The organism is Erwinia amylovora (assembly GCF_017161565.1).
In the GTDB taxonomy this organism is placed as follows: Bacteria; Pseudomonadota; Gammaproteobacteria; order Enterobacterales; family Enterobacteriaceae; genus Erwinia; species Erwinia amylovora.
Genome location: NZ_CP066796.1, coordinates 597,036 through 615,324 on the forward strand (window position 1 = coordinate 597,036; position 18,289 = coordinate 615,324).

Annotated in this window: 17 protein-coding genes and 1 pseudogene; 5 read left to right on the forward strand and 13 right to left on the reverse strand. The window is 57.3% G+C overall.

Going from position 1 to position 18,289, the window contains the following annotated elements:
• Positions 1 to 66: 66 nt before the first annotated feature.
• The 5 genes from JGC47_RS02700 (at position 67) to JGC47_RS02720 (ending at position 6,972) form a co-directional block, all read left to right on the forward strand.
• The gene (locus JGC47_RS02700) at positions 67 to 528 is read left to right on the forward strand and encodes a VirK family protein (protein ID WP_004155332.1); all 462 of its coding nucleotides are present in this window, start codon (positions 67 to 69) and stop codon (positions 526 to 528) included.
• 181 nt (positions 529 to 709) lie between these two features.
• Positions 710 to 2,998 carry a type III effector HrpK domain-containing protein gene (locus JGC47_RS02705; RefSeq protein ID WP_004155333.1) on the forward strand — a complete coding sequence of 763 codons (2,289 nt, stop codon included), beginning with the start codon at positions 710 to 712 and terminating at the stop codon, positions 2,996 to 2,998.
• Between the two features lie 214 nt (positions 2,999 to 3,212).
• Positions 3,213 to 4,313, forward strand: coding sequence for a hypothetical protein (locus JGC47_RS02710; RefSeq protein ID WP_004155334.1), 1,101 nt, complete (start codon positions 3,213 to 3,215; stop codon positions 4,311 to 4,313).
• A gap of 126 nt (positions 4,314 to 4,439) precedes the next feature.
• Positions 4,440 to 5,687, forward strand: a complete 1,248-nt coding sequence (locus JGC47_RS02715) for an ATP-grasp domain-containing protein (RefSeq protein ID WP_004155335.1) — start codon at positions 4,440 to 4,442, stop codon at positions 5,685 to 5,687.
• A gap of 40 nt (positions 5,688 to 5,727) precedes the next feature.
• Complete coding sequence (locus JGC47_RS02720; RefSeq protein ID WP_004155336.1) at positions 5,728 to 6,972, forward strand: ATP-grasp domain-containing protein; 1,245 nt, start codon at positions 5,728 to 5,730, stop codon at positions 6,970 to 6,972.
• A 73-nt stretch (positions 6,973 to 7,045) separates the two neighbouring features.
• On the opposite strand, the pseudogene JGC47_RS02725 reads toward JGC47_RS02720, so the two are convergent.
• The 13 genes and pseudogenes from JGC47_RS02725 to sctW all read right to left on the reverse strand — a co-directional run bounded on the left by JGC47_RS02725 (position 7,046) and on the right by sctW (position 18,273).
• Positions 7,046 to 7,430, reverse strand: a pseudogene (locus tag JGC47_RS02725) (acyl-CoA thioesterase).
• 55 nt (positions 7,431 to 7,485) lie between these two features.
• The gene (locus JGC47_RS02730; RefSeq protein ID WP_004155338.1) at positions 7,486 to 7,905 is read right to left on the reverse strand and encodes a GNAT family N-acetyltransferase; all 420 of its coding nucleotides are present in this window, start codon (positions 7,903 to 7,905) and stop codon (positions 7,486 to 7,488) included.
• Positions 7,906 to 7,966: 61 nt separating this feature from the next.
• Positions 7,967 to 9,049 (reverse strand): type III secretion system export apparatus subunit SctU, encoded by a 1,083-nt coding sequence (sctU, locus tag JGC47_RS02735; RefSeq protein WP_004155339.1) that lies wholly within the window; start codon positions 9,047 to 9,049, stop codon positions 7,967 to 7,969.
• Between the two features lies 1 nt (position 9,050).
• The gene (gene sctT, locus JGC47_RS02740; protein ID WP_004155340.1) at positions 9,051 to 9,848 is read right to left on the reverse strand and encodes a type III secretion system export apparatus subunit SctT; all 798 of its coding nucleotides are present in this window, start codon (positions 9,846 to 9,848) and stop codon (positions 9,051 to 9,053) included.
• 1 nt (position 9,849) lies between these two features.
• Positions 9,850 to 10,110, reverse strand: a complete 261-nt coding sequence (sctS, locus tag JGC47_RS02745) for a type III secretion system export apparatus subunit SctS (protein WP_004155341.1) — start codon at positions 10,108 to 10,110, stop codon at positions 9,850 to 9,852.
• Positions 10,111 to 10,117: 7 nt separating this feature from the next.
• Complete coding sequence (gene sctR, locus JGC47_RS02750) at positions 10,118 to 10,771, reverse strand: type III secretion system export apparatus subunit SctR (RefSeq protein WP_004155342.1); 654 nt, start codon at positions 10,769 to 10,771, stop codon at positions 10,118 to 10,120.
• Positions 10,768 to 11,784 (reverse strand): FliM/FliN family flagellar motor switch protein, encoded by a 1,017-nt coding sequence (locus tag JGC47_RS02755; RefSeq protein WP_004155343.1) that lies wholly within the window; start codon positions 11,782 to 11,784, stop codon positions 10,768 to 10,770. The genes sctR and JGC47_RS02755 overlap by 4 nt, the downstream gene beginning before the upstream one ends.
• Positions 11,781 to 12,257 carry a type III secretion system HrpP C-terminal domain-containing protein gene (locus JGC47_RS02760; protein WP_004155345.1) on the reverse strand — a complete coding sequence of 159 codons (477 nt, stop codon included), beginning with the start codon at positions 12,255 to 12,257 and terminating at the stop codon, positions 11,781 to 11,783. Before JGC47_RS02760 ends, JGC47_RS02755 begins: the two co-directional genes overlap by 4 nt.
• Positions 12,257 to 12,703: a hypothetical protein gene (locus tag JGC47_RS02765; protein ID WP_004155346.1), complete on the reverse strand. Its 447-nt coding sequence runs from the start codon at positions 12,701 to 12,703 to the stop codon at positions 12,257 to 12,259. The genes JGC47_RS02760 and JGC47_RS02765 overlap by 1 nt, the downstream gene beginning before the upstream one ends.
• Positions 12,690 to 14,054 carry a type III secretion system ATPase SctN gene (gene sctN, locus JGC47_RS02770; protein ID WP_004155347.1) on the reverse strand — a complete coding sequence of 455 codons (1,365 nt, stop codon included), beginning with the start codon at positions 14,052 to 14,054 and terminating at the stop codon, positions 12,690 to 12,692. The genes JGC47_RS02765 and sctN overlap by 14 nt, the downstream gene beginning before the upstream one ends.
• The gene (gene sctD / locus JGC47_RS02775) at positions 14,048 to 14,980 is read right to left on the reverse strand and encodes a type III secretion system inner membrane ring subunit SctD (RefSeq protein ID WP_004155348.1); all 933 of its coding nucleotides are present in this window, start codon (positions 14,978 to 14,980) and stop codon (positions 14,048 to 14,050) included. Before sctD ends, sctN begins: the two co-directional genes overlap by 7 nt.
• Positions 14,959 to 17,106, reverse strand: coding sequence for a type III secretion system export apparatus subunit SctV (gene sctV, locus JGC47_RS02780; RefSeq protein WP_004155349.1), 2,148 nt, complete (start codon positions 17,104 to 17,106; stop codon positions 14,959 to 14,961). Before sctV ends, sctD begins: the two co-directional genes overlap by 22 nt.
• On the reverse strand, positions 17,107 to 18,273 hold the full coding sequence (gene sctW / locus JGC47_RS02785; RefSeq protein WP_004155350.1) for a type III secretion system gatekeeper subunit SctW: 1,167 nt from the start codon (positions 18,271 to 18,273) through the stop codon (positions 17,107 to 17,109).
• Positions 18,274 to 18,289 lie beyond the last annotated feature (16 nt).

Below are 18,289 nucleotides of genomic sequence, written 5' to 3' on the forward strand. Positions count from 1 at the left end.
TCAGGCTAGTTTTAGGATCGCATGGGTTACTGAAGATGCTATTCACTTTACTGGAGCTTATATTTTATGATCAAAAAAACACTTCTTGCCGCTATGTTCGCGGGTACATGCAGTACGGCTCTCGCCGCATTACCCACCCCGCTTAATGACTATCAGGCGGTCAAATCAGCCCTGAGCACTGGCAAAACGGTCACGCTGGTGACGACATTTGACCGTTGTGAAGGCCAGCGCGATGGCAAACCGCGCAGCCTTAAAATGATTGGCGGGCTACAGATCGCCAGCTTCCTTATTCCTGATGATAAATACATCGTCTTTTCTGACTATCATCAGCGGCTGAGCGATAAAGAAGGCGCACCGCAAGTGGAATTTACCCGTTACAAAATTATGCCGGATAACCATCTGCTTATCGACACCAAAAGATATCCAGCCACGGCCTCATTCCCCGGCGAGCAGCAGGAAAAGGTCTTTTCCCCCGTCAGCTGGAACTGCAAAATCGGCAGCGGCGCGCAATTTTACACCGCGCCATAAGCCCCATTGTTTGACTGCCAGCCCCTTGCTGGCAGTCGATGGTTTGCATGTTGCATGCTGATACGGTGTGCTGGTCATCATCTCAAAACTCCTGGAACTCAAAACTCCTTCACACGACATAATATCCGGAAAAAAAATTGTCGTCGTGACAGGCCAGATGGCCTTTTTTGGGGAAACCAGTATGCGCATTTCGTCTCCATCGTCTTTTTACCGCCACAGCACAGCAATACCGCCGGAGATAGCAGCGCCGCAGGCTGCGGCAAAAAACCCTTCGGGGCAGAATATCCAGTTTGGTGCCGCGCCCGGTCAACAACAGGATGCGGTGGTGACCGCGACCTTAACCGGGTTGATCAAAGCCATCCTGCAAGCGGCCAGCGCCCAACGGGGGGAGGCCGCGAAGCCCTCCGCTGGCGTAAAAGCGCCGCCACAGGCAAACAGCCCGGCGGTGGCAACATCATCCGGCCCGTCGGCCAGCGCAGAAAATTCGGCCGATTTTCTTGATAATTCATCCCTGTCATCGCCTGACAAATTGGTCAAATGGCAGCCGATGGTGGCTAACCTCGCGCCCGGGCAGCGCCTGCAGGCGGAAAAAGAACTTAACCGCCCGCTGGCTGCGGCGCAGATGGTGCTGGACGGCGGGCCAGATGCTCAACGCGCCCGGGCCTATATTGACGCCAATCCGGCGCTGAAAAATGCCATTGATGCAGGTCAGCACGGCGATAATCCGGACGGAAAAGTGACGCGCGCCGATTACCAGGGCTTTATCAGGCGGATGAGCAAGGCGCGTGATGCGGCAGATCGCGACATCAATGATTTCCTGAAAAAACACCCGGATGCCGATGAAGGCTCGCGGCAGATGGTGATGGAGGCGGCAACCCTACGCGCCAACGAGCCGCTGGTGCGGGTCGCCGCGCTGGAAAACGGCAAGGCGGGCAGGGATATGAGCGGGAACGATCTGCAAAATCTTGTCGGTCAAAATCCCGGCCTGGCCGGTTCACTGCGTCAGGCGGCGCGCAGTTTCGCCTCACCTGGCCTGTCAGCGCAGCTTGACCAGGGAGGCGTCAGCGGTAAAAAGCTGGCCCGGCACGGGCCAGATAACCGCTTCAACGCGAAAAATATCGATAACTGGATCAAGAAACAGGCCCCGACCAACGGTGCCGCCTTTGCCGGGCTGATAAACCAGGTATCGCTGGTCAATGCCACCGCCGGGGTGGATATCAAATCTCTGGATAAGGATATCTTCACCCATGCGGAAAACTACAGCGCTGCGCAAAAAGCGGCGGTCATGGTGAAGCTGCAACATACCCTGGCAACGGTACAGGCCGGGCGCGGGCTGCATAATACGCAAAAAACCGAACAGGCACTGAACGAGAAAATTGCCCAATTGCAAAACGATCCGGCCGTGAACGACTGGCTGGAAAAGGCCGTAGCGGCGCAGAGCCGGGCGTTGGTGAACGGCGACCCGGGCCTGCACCGGGCGCTCGACAAACGTTATGCTCAGATCGTCTCGGGTAAGACGCTGAGCGACGATATGCAGCGCCTGCAGGCCGGGCAGAAAGACAAAAAGACGCCGGCGGATTACAGTGATGCGCTGCTGCGGCTGGATGATGAACTGAGCTTACAGCAGGCGCTGCGTGGGGATAGCGTTCCCACGGCGAAAGAGATTGTCGCCAGACAGCCAGCGCTGGGTCAGCAGTTGACGGATGCCTGGCAGCAACAAATAGCCCAGGGGGGCTGGGTCAAGGATCACATTAAAGACAAGCATGCCGATCCGCTGCAGCTGCTGGCGCAGTGCGATGTAAAAAAGAGCGCTTATGAGGCGGTATTGCCACAGCGGGTCACCTCTCTGAAGGAGGACGGCTATACCGAAGCGGTGCTCGACGCGCTGAAGGTCGGCAAGAAGGGGATGGGTATGCTGAAAACCTTGAAGGATGCAGGGTTGCTCTCCGGGAATGTGAAGAAAATGAGCGGTAAAGAGTTCCTTGATGCCCTGAATAAAACCGATACGCCGCTCACCGGGATGAAGGGGCTGATGAAAACCGGAATGGGCAGCGCCGCAGGCGTTGCCGGACTGTTTTCGGTGGCGGGGATGTTAGCGGACGGCGACAAGGCCGGTGCGGCTAAAGCAATTTACGACGGCGTGCGCGGCAGCGGAGAGCTGGCCAAACTGGGGGTAGATACCGCATTGAAAAGCGCCGGAAGGGGCGTCACTGCCAGCTTCGGGCGCATGGCAGGCATGGCGGCGGGACGAGCGGTGGGGATGGTAGCCGGAGAAGCCAGCGGCATGGCGGCGGCCAGCGCCATCGGGGCGGCAGCAGGGCCGCTGGGCTGGGTTGTCGACGGCGCGCTGGCGCTGGGTTTCGGCATCAGTTCCATCGTCGGTGCGGTGAATAAGCATAAAGAGCAGAAGCGTTTTGACCATAATGTCGATCCGACACTGGATCGGTTCGGCATCCCCCGCGCGCACTGACGCGCCGACAGCCCAGGGAAGGGCATCCGTATGGCAAGGCTGGCGATTATCTCTGCTGTCTGGATATTTCCTAAAAAAAACTCACTTCGGAACCCGACTTCGTTTAAGCACACACAGATGAGGCTTAACAGCCCGTTTGCTTAAATTCCACAACGCCAGATTGCCGGGTTATTCGGTGATAAGTTCGAATAAATCAATAAATTCAAGGTAGAAAATGCATTATCAAAAAGAAGAGCCATCTTATTTTTCACATAGTCCAAGCCCTGTTGAAGTCTATACAGAATGGGACCCGCTGGAAGAAGTCATCGTCGGGATCATGGATGATATTCGCGTACCTGACTGGGACAAAAGCTTAAAAGCCATCATTCCTGAAGAGAACCATGATTTTTTTCAGACCTACTCCGGTAAACGCTTCCCGGAAGAACTGCTGATCAAAGCCCGGCAAGAAGTTGAGACCCTGGCTCAAATCCTGCAAGCCGAAGGCATCCGGGTAAAAAGGCCTAATGAGTCAAATCACCACCAGCCGATCATGACGCCGCATTTCACCACCGGGGGCACTTTTTATTCAGCCATGCCAAGGGACTGTCTTTTTGCCATCGGCAAGAAAATCATTGAAGTCCCGATGTCATGGCGCAGCCGCTATTTCGAGACCTTCGCCTTTCGCGACATACTGAACGACTATTTCACGCGTGGCGCCGAGTGGATCGCTGCTCCCAAGCCGATGCTGTCGGACGATGTGTGGGAGAAGGATTTTGATTTCGAACAAGAATTTCCGTTCCGTTCGATCATCACCGAAGTTGAGCCGCTTTTCGACGCGGCCGACTTTATGAAGATGGGCCGGGATATTATCGGGCAGCGTAGCCACGCGACCAACAAGAAGGGGATTGAATGGTTGCGCAGAACCCTGGGGCCGGATTATCACATCCATATCTACGAGTTTGATGAGCCGGCTCCGATGCACATCGATACGACGATCCTGCCGCTGGCACCGGGGCGCGTATTGATCAACAAAGGCTGGGTGCCGCAGATCCCGGATATTTTCAAAGACTGGGAAATCCTGAATCCGCCAGCCTCTAATCTGCCGGACGATCACCCCTTATACATGTCGTCCAACTGGATCCACACCAATGTATTGATGCTGGATGAGAAGACCGTCATCGTCGAGGAAGATGAAGAAGCGTTGATTTCCGCTTTCCGTCAGTGGGGTTTCAAAACCATCCTCTGCCCGTTCAAACATTTTCAGACCTTCGGCGGGTCATTCCACTGCGCCACGCTGGATGTCAAACGTAGCGGAAGCCTGAAAAGCTATATCTGAGACGTTGATGCGGCATCTCCGTCAGCCCCGGGCTGACGGTAAAGCGCATGGGGTATCCGGCAGGGCCGTGCGGCCCTGCCGGATGAAAGCTTTTATCGCCATCTGATACGCACCAAAGGCCTCGAAATGCAACCCACTAAAACAGTACTAATCGTCTCTTCCGAACTGAATGCTGCGCATACGGTTGACACCGTCAAAGCAGCATACGGCCTGGAGGGGTGGCATTTTATCTATCTGACAGAAGATTATCTGGGCGTGGCCCGGGATGAATTAAAGTGCCCTGAAAATTTCATCGTGCGCGATTTTTCCGCGGCGTCGGATATTGAGGCGACGCTGGATAATATCGCCCGCCAGCATGCGGTCTCAATGGTTATTCCCTGCGATGAATTCTCCGTATATCCCGCCGCTTTAGCCAACGATCTCTGGGCGCTGCCTGGCCTGACCCGTGAGGTAGCGCGCAAGTTTCGTGATAAGAAGCGCATGAAAGAGATTGCTCAGCAGGCCGGTATTAAGACGGCGCGGGAAATCACCTTAGACGACATTGAAAACGGCCGTGTGCAGTACCCGGTTGTTGTCAAACCGCGTTCTATGGCTGGCTCAATTGGCATCAGGATCATCACTGAAGCGGAGCAGCTTTATGCGATGGACGTCAACTGGCTGGCCGAGTACCGCGATATGGATGAAAAACAGTGCTTTATTGAAGAGTACAACCCCGGTGCCATTTACCATATTGACTGCGTGGTCCTCAACGGTGAGCTGGCGTTTATTTCCGTCGGCGAATATTGGGGCACGCCGCTTGGCTTCCTGCATGAAAAACCGGTTGGTTTACTATCGACAGGCGATAGGGCTATTGAAGAAACCTGGCGGGCCTTCACTGAAAGCGTGTTAACCGCCTTCGATGCGCCCGATGGGGTTTTTCATATAGAAGCCTTCGCTGATTCGGGTTCAGGCCCGGAGCTGCTGGAAATCGCCTGGCGTCCGGGAGGTGCAGGCCTCGTCGAAATGATCGACATGGTATTTGGGCTGGATCTGAGGTTTATCCATCTTGCTGCGCAGCTGGGGCTGATTGATGCGATCGCCGTCCAGCGTAAAGAAGAGGCATTTGGTTTTATGACCTTCCCTAAAAAGCACCTGGCGACTGAGGCGCTGTATGTCACCGGGGTTGCTCTGCCCCCGCTCGAAAACATGCCCACCCTGAGGATCCATCAGGTACCCGCCATCGGCGATGTCGCATCAGGGGAATTTCACTGCTACACGGATTCGCTGGGGGGTTTTATGTTTTGTGGTGACCGCGATCGGGTGGCGCAGGATGTGACATACATCAAGGCCCATTATGAGGTACAGGTTGCGGCGGAAAAACCGACCGCCTGTTAAGGGCTGTCATTCATTTTGCATCAGGAAACGGTGACAGGACATGGACACAAAACAATCACATACCATTTTGATCGTCTCTTCCGAACTGGATGTGGCTCAGGCGGTGAGCAGGATCCAACAGCGTTACCCGATCGCCAACTGGCAGTTTATCTGGCTGCTGGAGGATCTGCAGGGTCAGGCCGGAGAAGATCTGCAGCGCGAGGGAACCTTTGTCATCAAAGACTTCGCCGTGCACAGCGAAGTCGAAGAGGCTTTCAACCAAATTGCACAGGCGTATAGCGTCACGGCGGTCATTCCCAATGACGAGTTTGCGGTTTACATCGCTGCATGGGCTAACGAGCGCTGGCAGCTGCCGGGGCTGACGTTCGATGTGGCGACCCGTTTTCGTGACAAAAAACGTATGAAGCAGATTGCTCAACGGGCGGGCATTGCTACGGCGCGAGAAATCAGCATGGATGAGATCCACCAGGGAAAGGCGACGTTTCCGCTTATTCTGAAACCGCGTTCTCTGGCGGGTTCGGTCGGGGTGAGGATCATCAGCGATGCCAGCCAGCTGGCCGCAGTCACTATCGCTGACGTTGATGAATATCGCGACATGGATGAGCAGCAATACTTTATTGAAAGTTACAATCCGCAGCCCATCTATCAGATAGATGCCATCGTGCTGCAAGGACGCCTGGCGTTTCTGTCGGTAGGAGAATATATCGGAAAACCCATCGACTACCTTAACGAATGCCCGCTGGGGTTTCTCTCCGTAACCGATGACGATCTCCAGTGCATCTGGCGTCCTTTTACCGAGCGGGTATTGTCGGCTTTCGATGGCCCCGATGGCGTTTACCATATAGAAGCTTTTGGCGATGCGGGCGAAGGCGCCGAGCTACTTGAGATTGCTTTTCGGCCCGGCAGTGGCTCAACCATTGAGATGGTACAATTTGCCTGGGGGCTTAACCTGGATCTGGGCCTGGTACACCTGGCGGCACAGCTGGGGCTGGTCGGCGATCTTCATTTTGGGCGCCAGGCGCAAGCTTATGGCTATATGATGTTTCCTAAAAGACATTGCGCCGAAGAGACGCTTTATGTGACCGAGGTTGCGCTGCCGGGCATCGACCGCGTGCCAACCTTGAAGATGCACAAAACCCTGCATCGCGGCGATATCGCCTCCGGTGAATTCTACTGCCACAAGGACAGTATGGGCGTTTTTGTCTTCAGCGGTGACCGAAGCGGAGTGGCGCGAGATCTGAAACGGATAGTGGAGGAGTACCGGGTTTACGCCGAGCCGCGCTAATAAATGTCAGGTTTACCGTTCCCCGGCGCGCGATGCAGCGGCCGGGGATGCCGTCAGTCAGTGCAGATCTGGCTTATTCAATGATTTCAGCCAGGCTGGCGGGCACACCGGGGCGGCCGTTGATCAAACAGGTGGCGGTAAATAACGCCTCCGCGTAAACCACGTTGTTGACCAGGATTTGTTGAGCAAAAATTCACCCGGCTACGTTTTTCATTCTTCAGCGGCTGGCAGGTGACCTCTACCTTATCCCCGGCTTTCAGGCTTTTCTTAAATTTGAGGGTATATTCCAGCAGCATATGAATACGTCCCTGCTTAAACTCCTCTTCGAGATCCAGCCCCAGCGCTTCTGCCATGTAAGCATGACGCGCCCATTCAAAATAAAACGGATAGTAAAGGCCATCGACCACGCCCTGGAAATCGACATGGTTCGGGTCAACGTCATAGTGTTTGCAAAACATGTTTGTTCCTTAATTGCTTCATTCAGAACAGGTTAACAAGAGTAAGGCATCGCGTCTAACCGCTAAGCTGCTTAATCAGATAATGCTGACGATGATGAACCGGCATCTGTTCCAGCGTCATTTGCAGCCGGTAGCCCTGCTTTTCATAAAACTCCCGCGCCTGGAAGCTGAAGGTGTCCACGCACGCGCGCTGACAGCCGCGTACGGTGGCTTCAAGCTCTGCTGCCTGTAGCAACCTGGCTCCGTGGCCGCTGCCGCGTAGCGCCTCTTCCACCCATAAAAAATGAATATGCATCCAGTTTCCCCAGGTGGTGGCGAGCAGCCCGGCTATTTTGTTGCCGCTGTCATCATCGATAAAGACGGCAAGGTCTCTGACCTGGTTGACATCGACGTACTGTGCGTTAAACGCCATCAGCTTCTGGCGGATATGGTTAACATCGTCATGATGTGGCGTGGCAGTCACTAACATATTCATCGGCCGGTTTCCTCGCGCATTATTCCGGGAATAGGTGGCGAACGGCAGGTAATAGTTCCGTTTATTCGGCTTCCAGTTCGATCACCTCATCGGTTATCTGGTCTTCCAGCTGACGCAGCACGCGGTAAACCTGGGCTACCGCCTGCAACGTATGGCGTGGGATCAGCTGCCCCTCCTGGGAGCGGTAAAGCGTGCGCGCCAGCCAGATAAAGCGGATAACCGGGATATTGGCCTGCTGCGCGCGGGCAATCAGCTCTTTAGCCTGCTGATCCTCCCCCTTACAAATAATACGCGGCAGCGGGGTCAGCTCCGGGCGATAATAGAGCGCAACCGCATAGTGCGTGGGATTGACCAGCAGCAGGTCGGCTTCTTCTACCGGCTTGCTCTTGACCGCCGTCGCCGGCTGATTAAGCAGCTCATGCGCCAGCGCATGACGGTGGCCTTTCATATGCGGATCGCCTTCGGACTGTTTGTGTTCATCGCGAATGTCCTGATGGCTCATGCGCTGCTGTTTGATGAAAAAGTATTTTTGCAGGCCGAAGTCCAGCAGCGTCAGTACCAGCAATGTCAGCAGCGTCTGGCGAGAAACGTGGATCAACAGCGTTTCTACGGCGGGCCAGAAGCTGTCGAGATCGCCATAAGCCAGACGGGACAGTGATTCGAGGTCCGGCGTCAGCACCAGATAAAAAATGGTGCAGATGGCCACGGCCTTCACGATGCTGTTAAGCATTTCACTGAGTTTTTTTACGGAAAACATTTGCTTGAACTGATTGATCGGGTTCAGGCGGTTGAAATCCGGCTGCAGCGCCTCCGGGGCAAACAGCGGGCCGTACTGGATCCAGCCACCGATGATGCGCAGCAGCGCCGCTATCGCCACCGTCAGGCCGCAGAAAGTCGCCACCAGTATTATGGCGCTGCTCACCACCTCGCTTAACGCCAGTTCAAAGGGCTGACCAATCCGCGCCAGCGGCAGCATCATCAGCGCCTGAAGCTTTTGCATACCGACATCGTCCAGCGCCAGCACGGTTTCCACCACCCCGGCGCAAATCAGCAGCTTCGGCACATCCTGGCTTTGCGGGACCTGACCTTTGCGGCGCGCATCCTGTAGCTTTTTCGCCGTGGGTTTTTCCGTTTTTTCTGCCAAGCTAGTGTCCCCCGAGTATTAACGGCAACAGCTTACTGAGATCGCGCAGTTGCAGTATGCGGTCTTCGCCCAGCGCGTTCAGCGTGGGAATGTAAAGCACAAAGAACAGCAGGCCGACCAGGCACTTGGCCGGTACGGACAGTACAAAAACCTGCAGCTGCGGGCTGTAAAGACTGAGGATGGCAATGCTGAAATCCAGCAGCAGCAGCAGGGCAACCAGCGGACCGGCATAAATAATGATATGCGTGAAGGTATCCGCCAGCAGCGCAAGATACTGTTTAAATCCCTCTTCATGCGGCAACGGCAGCCATTGCAGCACCGGCCAGATGCGGTAACTGTCCCAGATAATCTGCGTGATGCCGCTTAACCCGATGCCGAGTATCAGTAGCAGGATCAGCGTCTGTTGCAGCAACAGGCCAAGCGGGGTGACGTCACTGCCCAGCGCCGGGTTAAGCTGGCCGCCGATCAGCGCGCCACGCTGGTTATCAAACAGCGCTCCTGCTGACTGAAACAGCCAAAACGGCATGCCGAGCAGCAATCCCAGCAGGATGCCGATGGTCACTTCTTTCAGTATCAGGCCAATCAGCTGCGGCCAGTCGGGCATCTGTACCGCCAGCTGCGCCTGCAGGCCGATGGCGGGCATCAGCGACAATGCCAGCACCACGCCGGTACGTACCATGCCTTTGAGGATATTGAAGGAAAAGACCGGCATCAGGATCAGGCAAGGGTAAATACGTGCGGCCCCCAGCGTCAGCGCGAAGAGAAATTGATACACCGTATGGATGGCATCGCTGCTCATACTATGCCCTGGTCTGCGGGATCATGGTAAAGGCCTGCTGCGCCAGCTCAAGCAGCTCCACGCCGATCCAACGGCCGCTAAGCGCCAGCGCAATGCCCACCGCCACCAGCTTAATGGCGAACGGCAGGGTTTGATCCTGCAACTGCATCACCGCCTGGAGCAGCGAAACCAGTACGCCGACGATCACCGCCACCAGCAGCGGCGGTGCGGAAAGCAAGACCACCAGCAGCATCGCCTGCTTGAACAGATTCAGTATGTCCATTCTTACCTCACAGGTAGCTGTAAAACAGGCCGTCGAGCAGGCGGGTCCAGCCATTGATTAGCACAAACAGCAGCATTTTCAGCGGCAATGACAGGGTCATTGGGGCCACCATCTGCATGCCCAGCGCCAGCAGCACGTTTGAGACAATTAAATCGATAACGATAAACGGGATATAAATCAAAAAACCGATCTTAAAACCGGCCTGCAATTCGGACAGCACAAAGGCGGGGATCACCAGCAGCAGGTTGTCTTTATTGACGCTGTCCGACATCTCCTTTGGCCACATGCGTACGCTGTTTTCCTGCAGGTGGATCAGGATGTCGGGATCGGTATTGTGGGTCATGAATTTTTGTAATGGTGCAACCCCATTAGTGACGCTGGTTTTCAGGTTGTCCATGCTGGATAAATCGGCGGGAACCTGGCTAAACTGCTGCTGCATCTGGTTGAATACCGGGGCCATGACGAACAGCGTGGCCGCCAGGGCTATGCCGTACAGCGCCATATTGGGCGGCACCTGCTGCACCCCGATGGCATTGCGTGTGATCAACAGCACCATGGAGATTTTCAAAAAACAGGTACAGACGATCATTAACATCGGGATCAAGGACAGCGCCCCAAGGAACAGGGCGAAAGTCATCGGATCGAATTGCTCGGTGTTCATCCAACCTCCTGGCAGGATGTCAGCAGCAGCTGGGTTAGCTGTAATCCCAGATGTCCTTCCACATCCACCAGTTCACCGCGCGCAATCAGGGTGTCGCCGTGGTACAAACCGGCTTCCCCCGGCGTGACGTTGTCCAGCGTCACCACGCTGCCCGCCTGCAACCGTTGCAGTTCGCCCAGCGTCAGTGCGGTACGGCCACAGCGTACTTCCAGCGACAGCGGCAGAGATGCCAGCTGCGGGTTATCTTCGCAGCCGGTGTATTCAGGCAGTGAACCTTCGGTTAGTGCATCGTCGTCGGCGCTGTTCAAGGCGGTACTCTCCAAATGGTTAAGCAAAAAATGGTGGGGCAACTGCAATTCACCGTATAACCGCTGTCCGGCAACGGTCAGGCTGCCCTGGCCGTCCGGGGTAAAATAGCTGACGGGGGGGATCAGCAGGTCGCCGGCGGTTAACGCTTGCAGCTGTTCCGTGCACAGCGTGATGCGCCCTAGCACCAGCGGCTGGCTGTAGGTGATTGCGCCTGCAAGCTTTGTCCGGCTGGATTGCCAACCCGGCTGGCTCAGCCAGTGCGCCAGCTGCGCGTGGCCGAACCGTAGCGGGCATTCAGCGTGACGGTCGCCCAGCCTGACGTGCAGTCTGGCGTTTACCTCGCCGTCTTGCGCTGGCTCATCCGGCTGAAGTTCGCCAAGCAGCAGGGCCAGCTCCGGGCTTAAATACTGGTTGAACAGCGCCCATTGCCAGTCGCTGTCCGGCGGGTTCGCGCCCGGTGCTGGCAAAGGACACTGCGACAGCAGGTTGAGCAACGGCGCAGCATTGGCGAGAGAAAAAGCCCCCAGCGCGCAGCGCCAGTGGCTCAGTTCAACAGACTGCTGCGGTGTGCCGGGCAGTATATAAAGCGCGCCCGACTCATCGCCGAGGGTAAACGGGTAATGGTGAGCGCCAGCAAGGCGGTTTTGCGAGCGCACCCCGGCGCGGGTTAAGCGCGGCAAATTTAGCGGAGTTGCCTCGCTCATGGCGCTTCTCCTTGCTCTATCGACAACCGTACCGGGCCGTTGAGCGACTGGCTCAACAGGCGGCGGCACTGGATTTCCCGGCGCTGCCAGTGACGCCAGACCTGTGGCGGAAAACGCAGGGCTATCTCCCAGCCGACGGGCTGGCGCGCGGCAAGGGTGACATCGACTTCGCCCGCCTCAGGTAGCAACAGGGTAAAGGCACAATCTGATGCGGCGCCCCCGCCGATGCGCTCACGCAGTTCATGGTGCAGCATCTGCCAGTCGGGCGACGGCGCTTCTTCCTGGAGGGGGTCGTTTTCAGGCATGAATTCACTGACGCAGGCAAAAAACATCGAGCCTGGCGCAGTCGGGCCGGCCTCTTTGCCATCATGCTGACGCTGTCTGGACGGCGGCAGGCGTTCGCGGCAGCGCTCATCCGCCTGGGTTTGGCGCGGGGAGGGCGGCAGCCGGTCAGAATAACCCGATGTATTCATCACGCCTCCTCCAGGTGTTCAGACAAATATTCCAGTTTTTCCACCGCCTTCTGCTGTTGGCGCGCGCGCTGCGCGGCCTGCTCCAGCTCTGATGCGGCTTCCTCGCAGGCCTGCTGCGCCTGCTGGCATTGCTGCTGCTGCAGCCCCACCGCCTGTAGCGCTTGCTGTTCACTGGCCAGCCGCTGCGTCAGTTTTTCCCGTGATGGCTGGCGCTGCTGGAATTGGTCACGCTGTTGCTGATAGTCCTGTTGATACTGCGTCAGCTGCTGTTGCTGTGCCAGCTGATGCTGCCGCGCCTGCTCCACCTGCATCTGCTGCTGACGCAGCTGGCGCTGGGCGCGATTCATACGCTGACGACGGATCGGCATCAGCACGTTTAACGCCTGTTGCAGGTTTTGGCGCTGAACATCCGGCTGGTGGTCAAGTTCATGGTCAATCAGGGGCATGGGCGCTGACCTCCGCAAGTTGATACTGGGTTTGTTCAAAAGGATCGGGGGCGCGCATCGACTGGCGCAGGAACCGGTTGATAATGTCATTGGCGTTGACGGCGGCATCGGTCAGGCTGTCATTTCCGGGTTGGTATTCACCCAGGCGGATCAGCATTTCAACCTGCTGATACGCTGCCATCAGGCTGCGCAGCCGCCCGGCCTGCATCATGTGGCCGGGTTCGACCACGTTGCTCATGGTACGGCTCAGGCTGGCTAAAACATCGATGGCTGGATAGTGGTTGCGTTCGGCCAGGCGGCGGCTTAGTACGATGTGACCGTCGATCAGGGAACGCACTTCATCGGCCACCGGATCGTTCATCGAATCCTGCTCGATCAGCACTGAATACAGGGCGGTAATCGCCCCCTGTTGGGTTTGTCCGGCCCGTTCAACCAGTCTTGGCAGCAGGGTGTAAACCGATGGTGGCAGCCCGCCACGACCGGGCGGTTCGCCAAGCGCCAGGCCAATCTCACGCTGTGCGCGGGCAAAGCGGGTGAGTGAATCGACGATCAGCAGCACGCTTTTGCCCTCGGCGCGAAACGCCTCGGCGATGGCGGTGGCGGTAAATGCGGCGCGGGCGCGCTCCATACTGCTGCGGTCCGAAGTGGCGCACAGCAGCACCGTGCGGCTGCGTAATTCATCATCCAGCTCGTGGTCAAGAAACTCGCGCAGTTCACGACCACGCTCGCCGATCAGGCCAAAGACGATGGCATCGCACGGGGTGTTGCGCGCCAGCTCCGCCAGCAGCGTAGTTTTGCCGCAGCCTGCTCCGGCAAAGATACCCACGCGCTGGCCGTTACCGATGGTCAGCAGGCCGTCAATCGCCCGCAGTCCGGTGGGCAGCGGGGTCGTGATACGCGGGCGCTCGGTCGGGGGCGGCGCATCGTTCAGCACCGGTACGGCGCGTACCTGGGTGCCCGGTTCGGCGAAAGCGCTGTGCCCGCCAGGCTCCAGCGCGCGGCCGAAACCATCCAGCACGCTGCCCAGCAGTTGCTCACTGACGCAAATACTGTGCGGCAGATAAAGCGGGACGATAGTGGCTCCCTGTGAAATACCGTCCAGCGCGCCCAGCGCCGACAGCAGGATTTTCTCCGGGCTGAAGCCCACGATCTCTGACAGCACGCTGCCGCCGTCACTGCGTTGGATACGGCATAAATCGCCGATGCGCGCGCCCGGCAGGATGCATTCGATCAGAATGCCGCTGATACCCGTCACACGGCCGTAACGGCTAACGGGCGCGTAGCGCTCCAGGCGGCGCTGATGCTGCTGCGCCCACTGCGTCAGACGCTGCTGTAGCGCGCTCATCACCATTTCACCCTGATGTTTTCCCGCCCGGCAAACTCAAGGCTGTCGGCGTTAATCGCCACCAGCCGCAGCCGATCGATTTCGTCGCCGATAAATATGCGCTGTCCGTCTGCGGTGACGATATTCGCATGCGGGCCGCTGCTGATTTGCACAATAGTAAACGGCAGACGCATGCTGACCGTGGTTGCCCGGTTATGAATCGGCAGCTTGACGTCAAAATGCTGATACAGGTTGGCCAGCATACGCTCCAGTCGTTGATTGTCCTCGCTGTTGATACTGCCCGACAGCGTCAGGCTGTTGCTGTCAGATGACAGCGTCACGCTTCTGTCCAGCCCCCGGTCGAGCAGCATGCTGGTGACCACCTGGCGGGTACGCTCCACGCTCGATAACAGCGGTTTACCCGGCGCGGGCGGAGCAGAAGGGGAGGCAATGCTGTCCTGCAACAGCCAGCCGCCGAGCATCATCACCAGCAGCAGGCTCAGTAACAGATAGACCGCTTTTGCCCAAAGCGGCAGCGGGCGTTTTTCCAGCGTCGCCGCCACCGCAGCCGGTTTATCATCCGTGGCAACCGCGACCGCCGCAGCGCCAGCAAGCGGTATCTCTTCTTCCTGCATCGGTTCATCGTTTTCTTCCGGCCAGGGCATCGAGGCGCTGACAATACTGAGCCAGATATGCCCCAGTGCAAATGCGGTGCCGGGTTGCAGGTCAGTCAGTTGCTCACAGCGCTGCCCTTCGTTGTCGTTCAGCGGTCCTTCCAGCGCCGTGACTTCCCAGCCGAGGTCGGTTTTGCTCAACCGGCAGTGGCGGTCTTTGATACCGGGATCGAAAAGTGCCAGATCGGCATCCTGTGCGGCACCAATCCACCACTGCTGGCCACTCAGCGGCAGCGCCGCGCCGCGATGTAACCCGGTCAGTACGCGTAATTCATGCATGGGTCATTTTCCTGAAGTTCTGGCGGTGACTGCTGTAAATCGAGCCGTCCCAGCACATTGATGGCGACGTTACTGGTTAATTCAGCAAAGGACAGCACCGGTACAGCATGAAACTCGTCTTTCAACAGGGCGCGCAGCGGGCTGCGTAAATCCTGGGCCACGAGGATCAGCGCGTGGTGGTTGTCATAAGGCGGGAAGGCGCTGCGCATTTGATTCAGCAGGTTGATGCCGTATTCCTGGGCCAGCGAGAAGAAGGTTTCGCTCTGGGCCTGACGCAGCGAATCGCGCAGCAGTTCTTCGGTTTCCGGCGTCAGCAGCCAGACATTCAGCCCGTTGGGCTGCTGATACTGGTGGCAGATATGTTCTTTCAGCGCGATACGCACAAAGTCGGTCAGGGCAGCGCTGTCGCGCTCATGCTGGCCGTGCTCAATCAGCGTTTCGGCAATGGTACGTACCGAGCGCAGCGGAATACGTTCCGAGGCCAGACGTTGCAGTACCGCAGCAAAACGGGAAAGCGGCATGATGCGCTGAAGCTCTTGCGCCAGCTCTGGCTGTTCGCTCTCCAGCCAGTTGAGGATCGATTTACTCTCCTGCAAACCGATAAACTGCGCACCGCTTTGGTGGATAGCCTGTTCCATCCGTAGCATGATCAGCTGTTGTGCGTTCCAGCAGCGCCGATCTTCCTGTTGCAGCAACGGATGCTGCGGGGGAAGCCAGCACCAGTGATGTTCATCGCGTTCGGCCTGGCCGGGCTGGATCTGGCCGTCACTTTCGCCATCGGCAAGATGTATTTCAATGCTGCTTGTTCTGACCGCCAGCTGCTCGACGGCGAAGGTGGCGGTCACCAGGGGAATTTCATATACGCAGAAGCGGAATTCGTCAGCGGCCAACGCCGGTGAGAATTCGATATCAAAACTGGGCAGGGTAAATCCAAAGTGATAAACCAGCCGGTTGCGCAGTCGGCGGATGTGCTGAATCAGTGATTCAGCGGCTTCGCTATTGAGATGTTCCTGGCTGAATTGCAGCAGATAGGCGCGCGTCGGGTTGAAGCGGCGCAGATCCTGATAGCCGTTATCTTCTGGCGCCAGCTGCTGCGCGTGCAGCTCGTCGGCCTGCTGCTGGCTATCCTGCTGTTTGATGCGCCACAGCTGGAACAGCCCACTGCCAAGCGCGATGGCGCTGATAATGACAAATACCGCCGTTGGCATGCCGGGCAGCAGCGCGAAGCCCAGCATTCCCGCTGCCGACATGATCCAGGCCTTGGGCTGGCTGGTGAGCTGTTCGGCGATTTCGCGGCCGATATTCGCATCAACCTGCTGACCGTCGGCGGAGACGCGGGTGATGATCATCCCGGCGGTCAGTGAGATCAGCAGCGCGGGGATCTGGGCGATCAGGCCGTCACCGATGGTCAGCACCGAATAGATATGCATTGCGGCACCGGCCTCCATGCCGTTTTGCAGTACGCCGATAGCAAAACCGCCAATCATATTGATAAAGACAATCACCAGTCCGGCAATCGCGTCGCCTTTAACAAACTTCATTGCGCCATCCATTGCGCCGAACAGCTGGCTCTCTTTCGCCAGGTTTTCGCGGCGCTGGCGCGCCTGATGCGCTTCAATCAGCCCCGCACGCAGGTCGCTGTCTATCGACATCTGCTTGCCCGGCATGGCGTCAAGGGTAAAGCGCGCAGCGACTTCAGCCACGCGTTCAGAGCCTTTGGTGATCACCAGGAAGTTCACCACCGTCAGGATCAGGAAGATCACCAGGCCGACCGCCAGATTACCGCCGACGACGAAGTTACCGAAGGCTTCAACGATGTGCCCGGCATCCTGTTGCAGCAGGATCTGGCGGGTCGTGGAGATCGAAAGCGCCAGCCTGAACATGGTGGTCAACAGCAGGACTGAGGGAAACGTCGAGAAGGCCAGCGGCTTTGGCAAATACATCGCCAGCACGATCAGCAGTGATGAAATGCAGATATTGAGCGCAATCAGCACGTCGATCAGGCCGGTGGGCAGCGGAATGATCATCATGAAAACGATCGACATGACAATCGCAGCGCCCACCACTTCCGAGCGCTGCATCGCACTGATGGCGAGGCGATTTAGCCAGACAAACAGAGAACTCATTTACAGCGCCGTCCTGGGTTGTGTCAGGCTGGCGCGCGGTTCCTGCCCGGCGTAATCACTGATCACCTTGCGCAGCAGATTCAGCGCCATTTGACGGTTTTTACTTTTATCATCGCGCCATAACCCCAGCGGCAAGTGATAAACCAGCGGGACCAGGCCACTGAGGAACAGCACCTGATGGTGCGGATGCTGGCCGGCCACGTCACGCGAGAGGTTTTGCAAATCGCGCAGGTACGCCCCGTTGCCGCTCAGGTTTAGCAGACGGCGGGTTAGCTCTAACGAGGTGAAATTAATCGTGGGCAGCTTGCCCGCCAGGCGCGTGAGCAGGGTTTTACTGGCGGTCAGCGTCTGGCTGATGTTACTGGCATCCTGCAGGCTGCTGAGGATTTTTTGCAGCGCACGCCTGGGGATGGAAGAGCTGCGTGACGCAATATCATCCGCCAGCGCACGCTGCAGGGTGCGTAAACCCTGATTGAAATGCGCACTACCGAAGCTGTTCAACAGGGCGTCAAGCATTGCATTGCCCGATTGCAGGTGAACAATCGTCTGGTAATAAAGCTGACGCATAACCTGTTTTTGCGTGGGATCGGTACTGAAACTGGCAATGGCGCTGGCGGTATTCAGTCCGGCGCTGACTTCAGCCCCTTTTTCCTTGTGCAGCAGTTCAAGACTTTGCGCCGCCTTAGTGGCCAGTTCGCTGTTTTGCGTGCGTTGCGCCTGTAACAGCGTATGGCGCAGCAGCACGTCACAGCGCGCCGGGTCGCCGCCAGCCGCATGCAGTAGCTCATCCATCCCCGGTGATGCGGAATGTTGCAGCAGGGTTTGCATTTTCTGGTTTTGCGTTTCTAAACGCGCATGCTGCGGATGTTCTAACAGCTTAAGCAATTCGTCTAATTTTTCAATGCGCTCAATATGTTGCTGCGCTCGGCCGCCCGGCTGTGCAACTACCCGCCGCTGATTCAGCGCTTTACTTTTACGCTCCACATGTTCGGCAAAGGTCATGGAGACTTCCTCCATTGAGTCCTCCAGCGGTGATACAGGCATGCGCGCCGACGCACTGGCTGCTGCTGATGGTGCCACGCTGGTTGGGGCAGGGGCTTCATCAGCCGCATTTATCGCGACGGGATGTGGCGGTTGAATGCCGGGTAAAACGGGAGCAATTTTCATCCTGGCGAACCTTCAA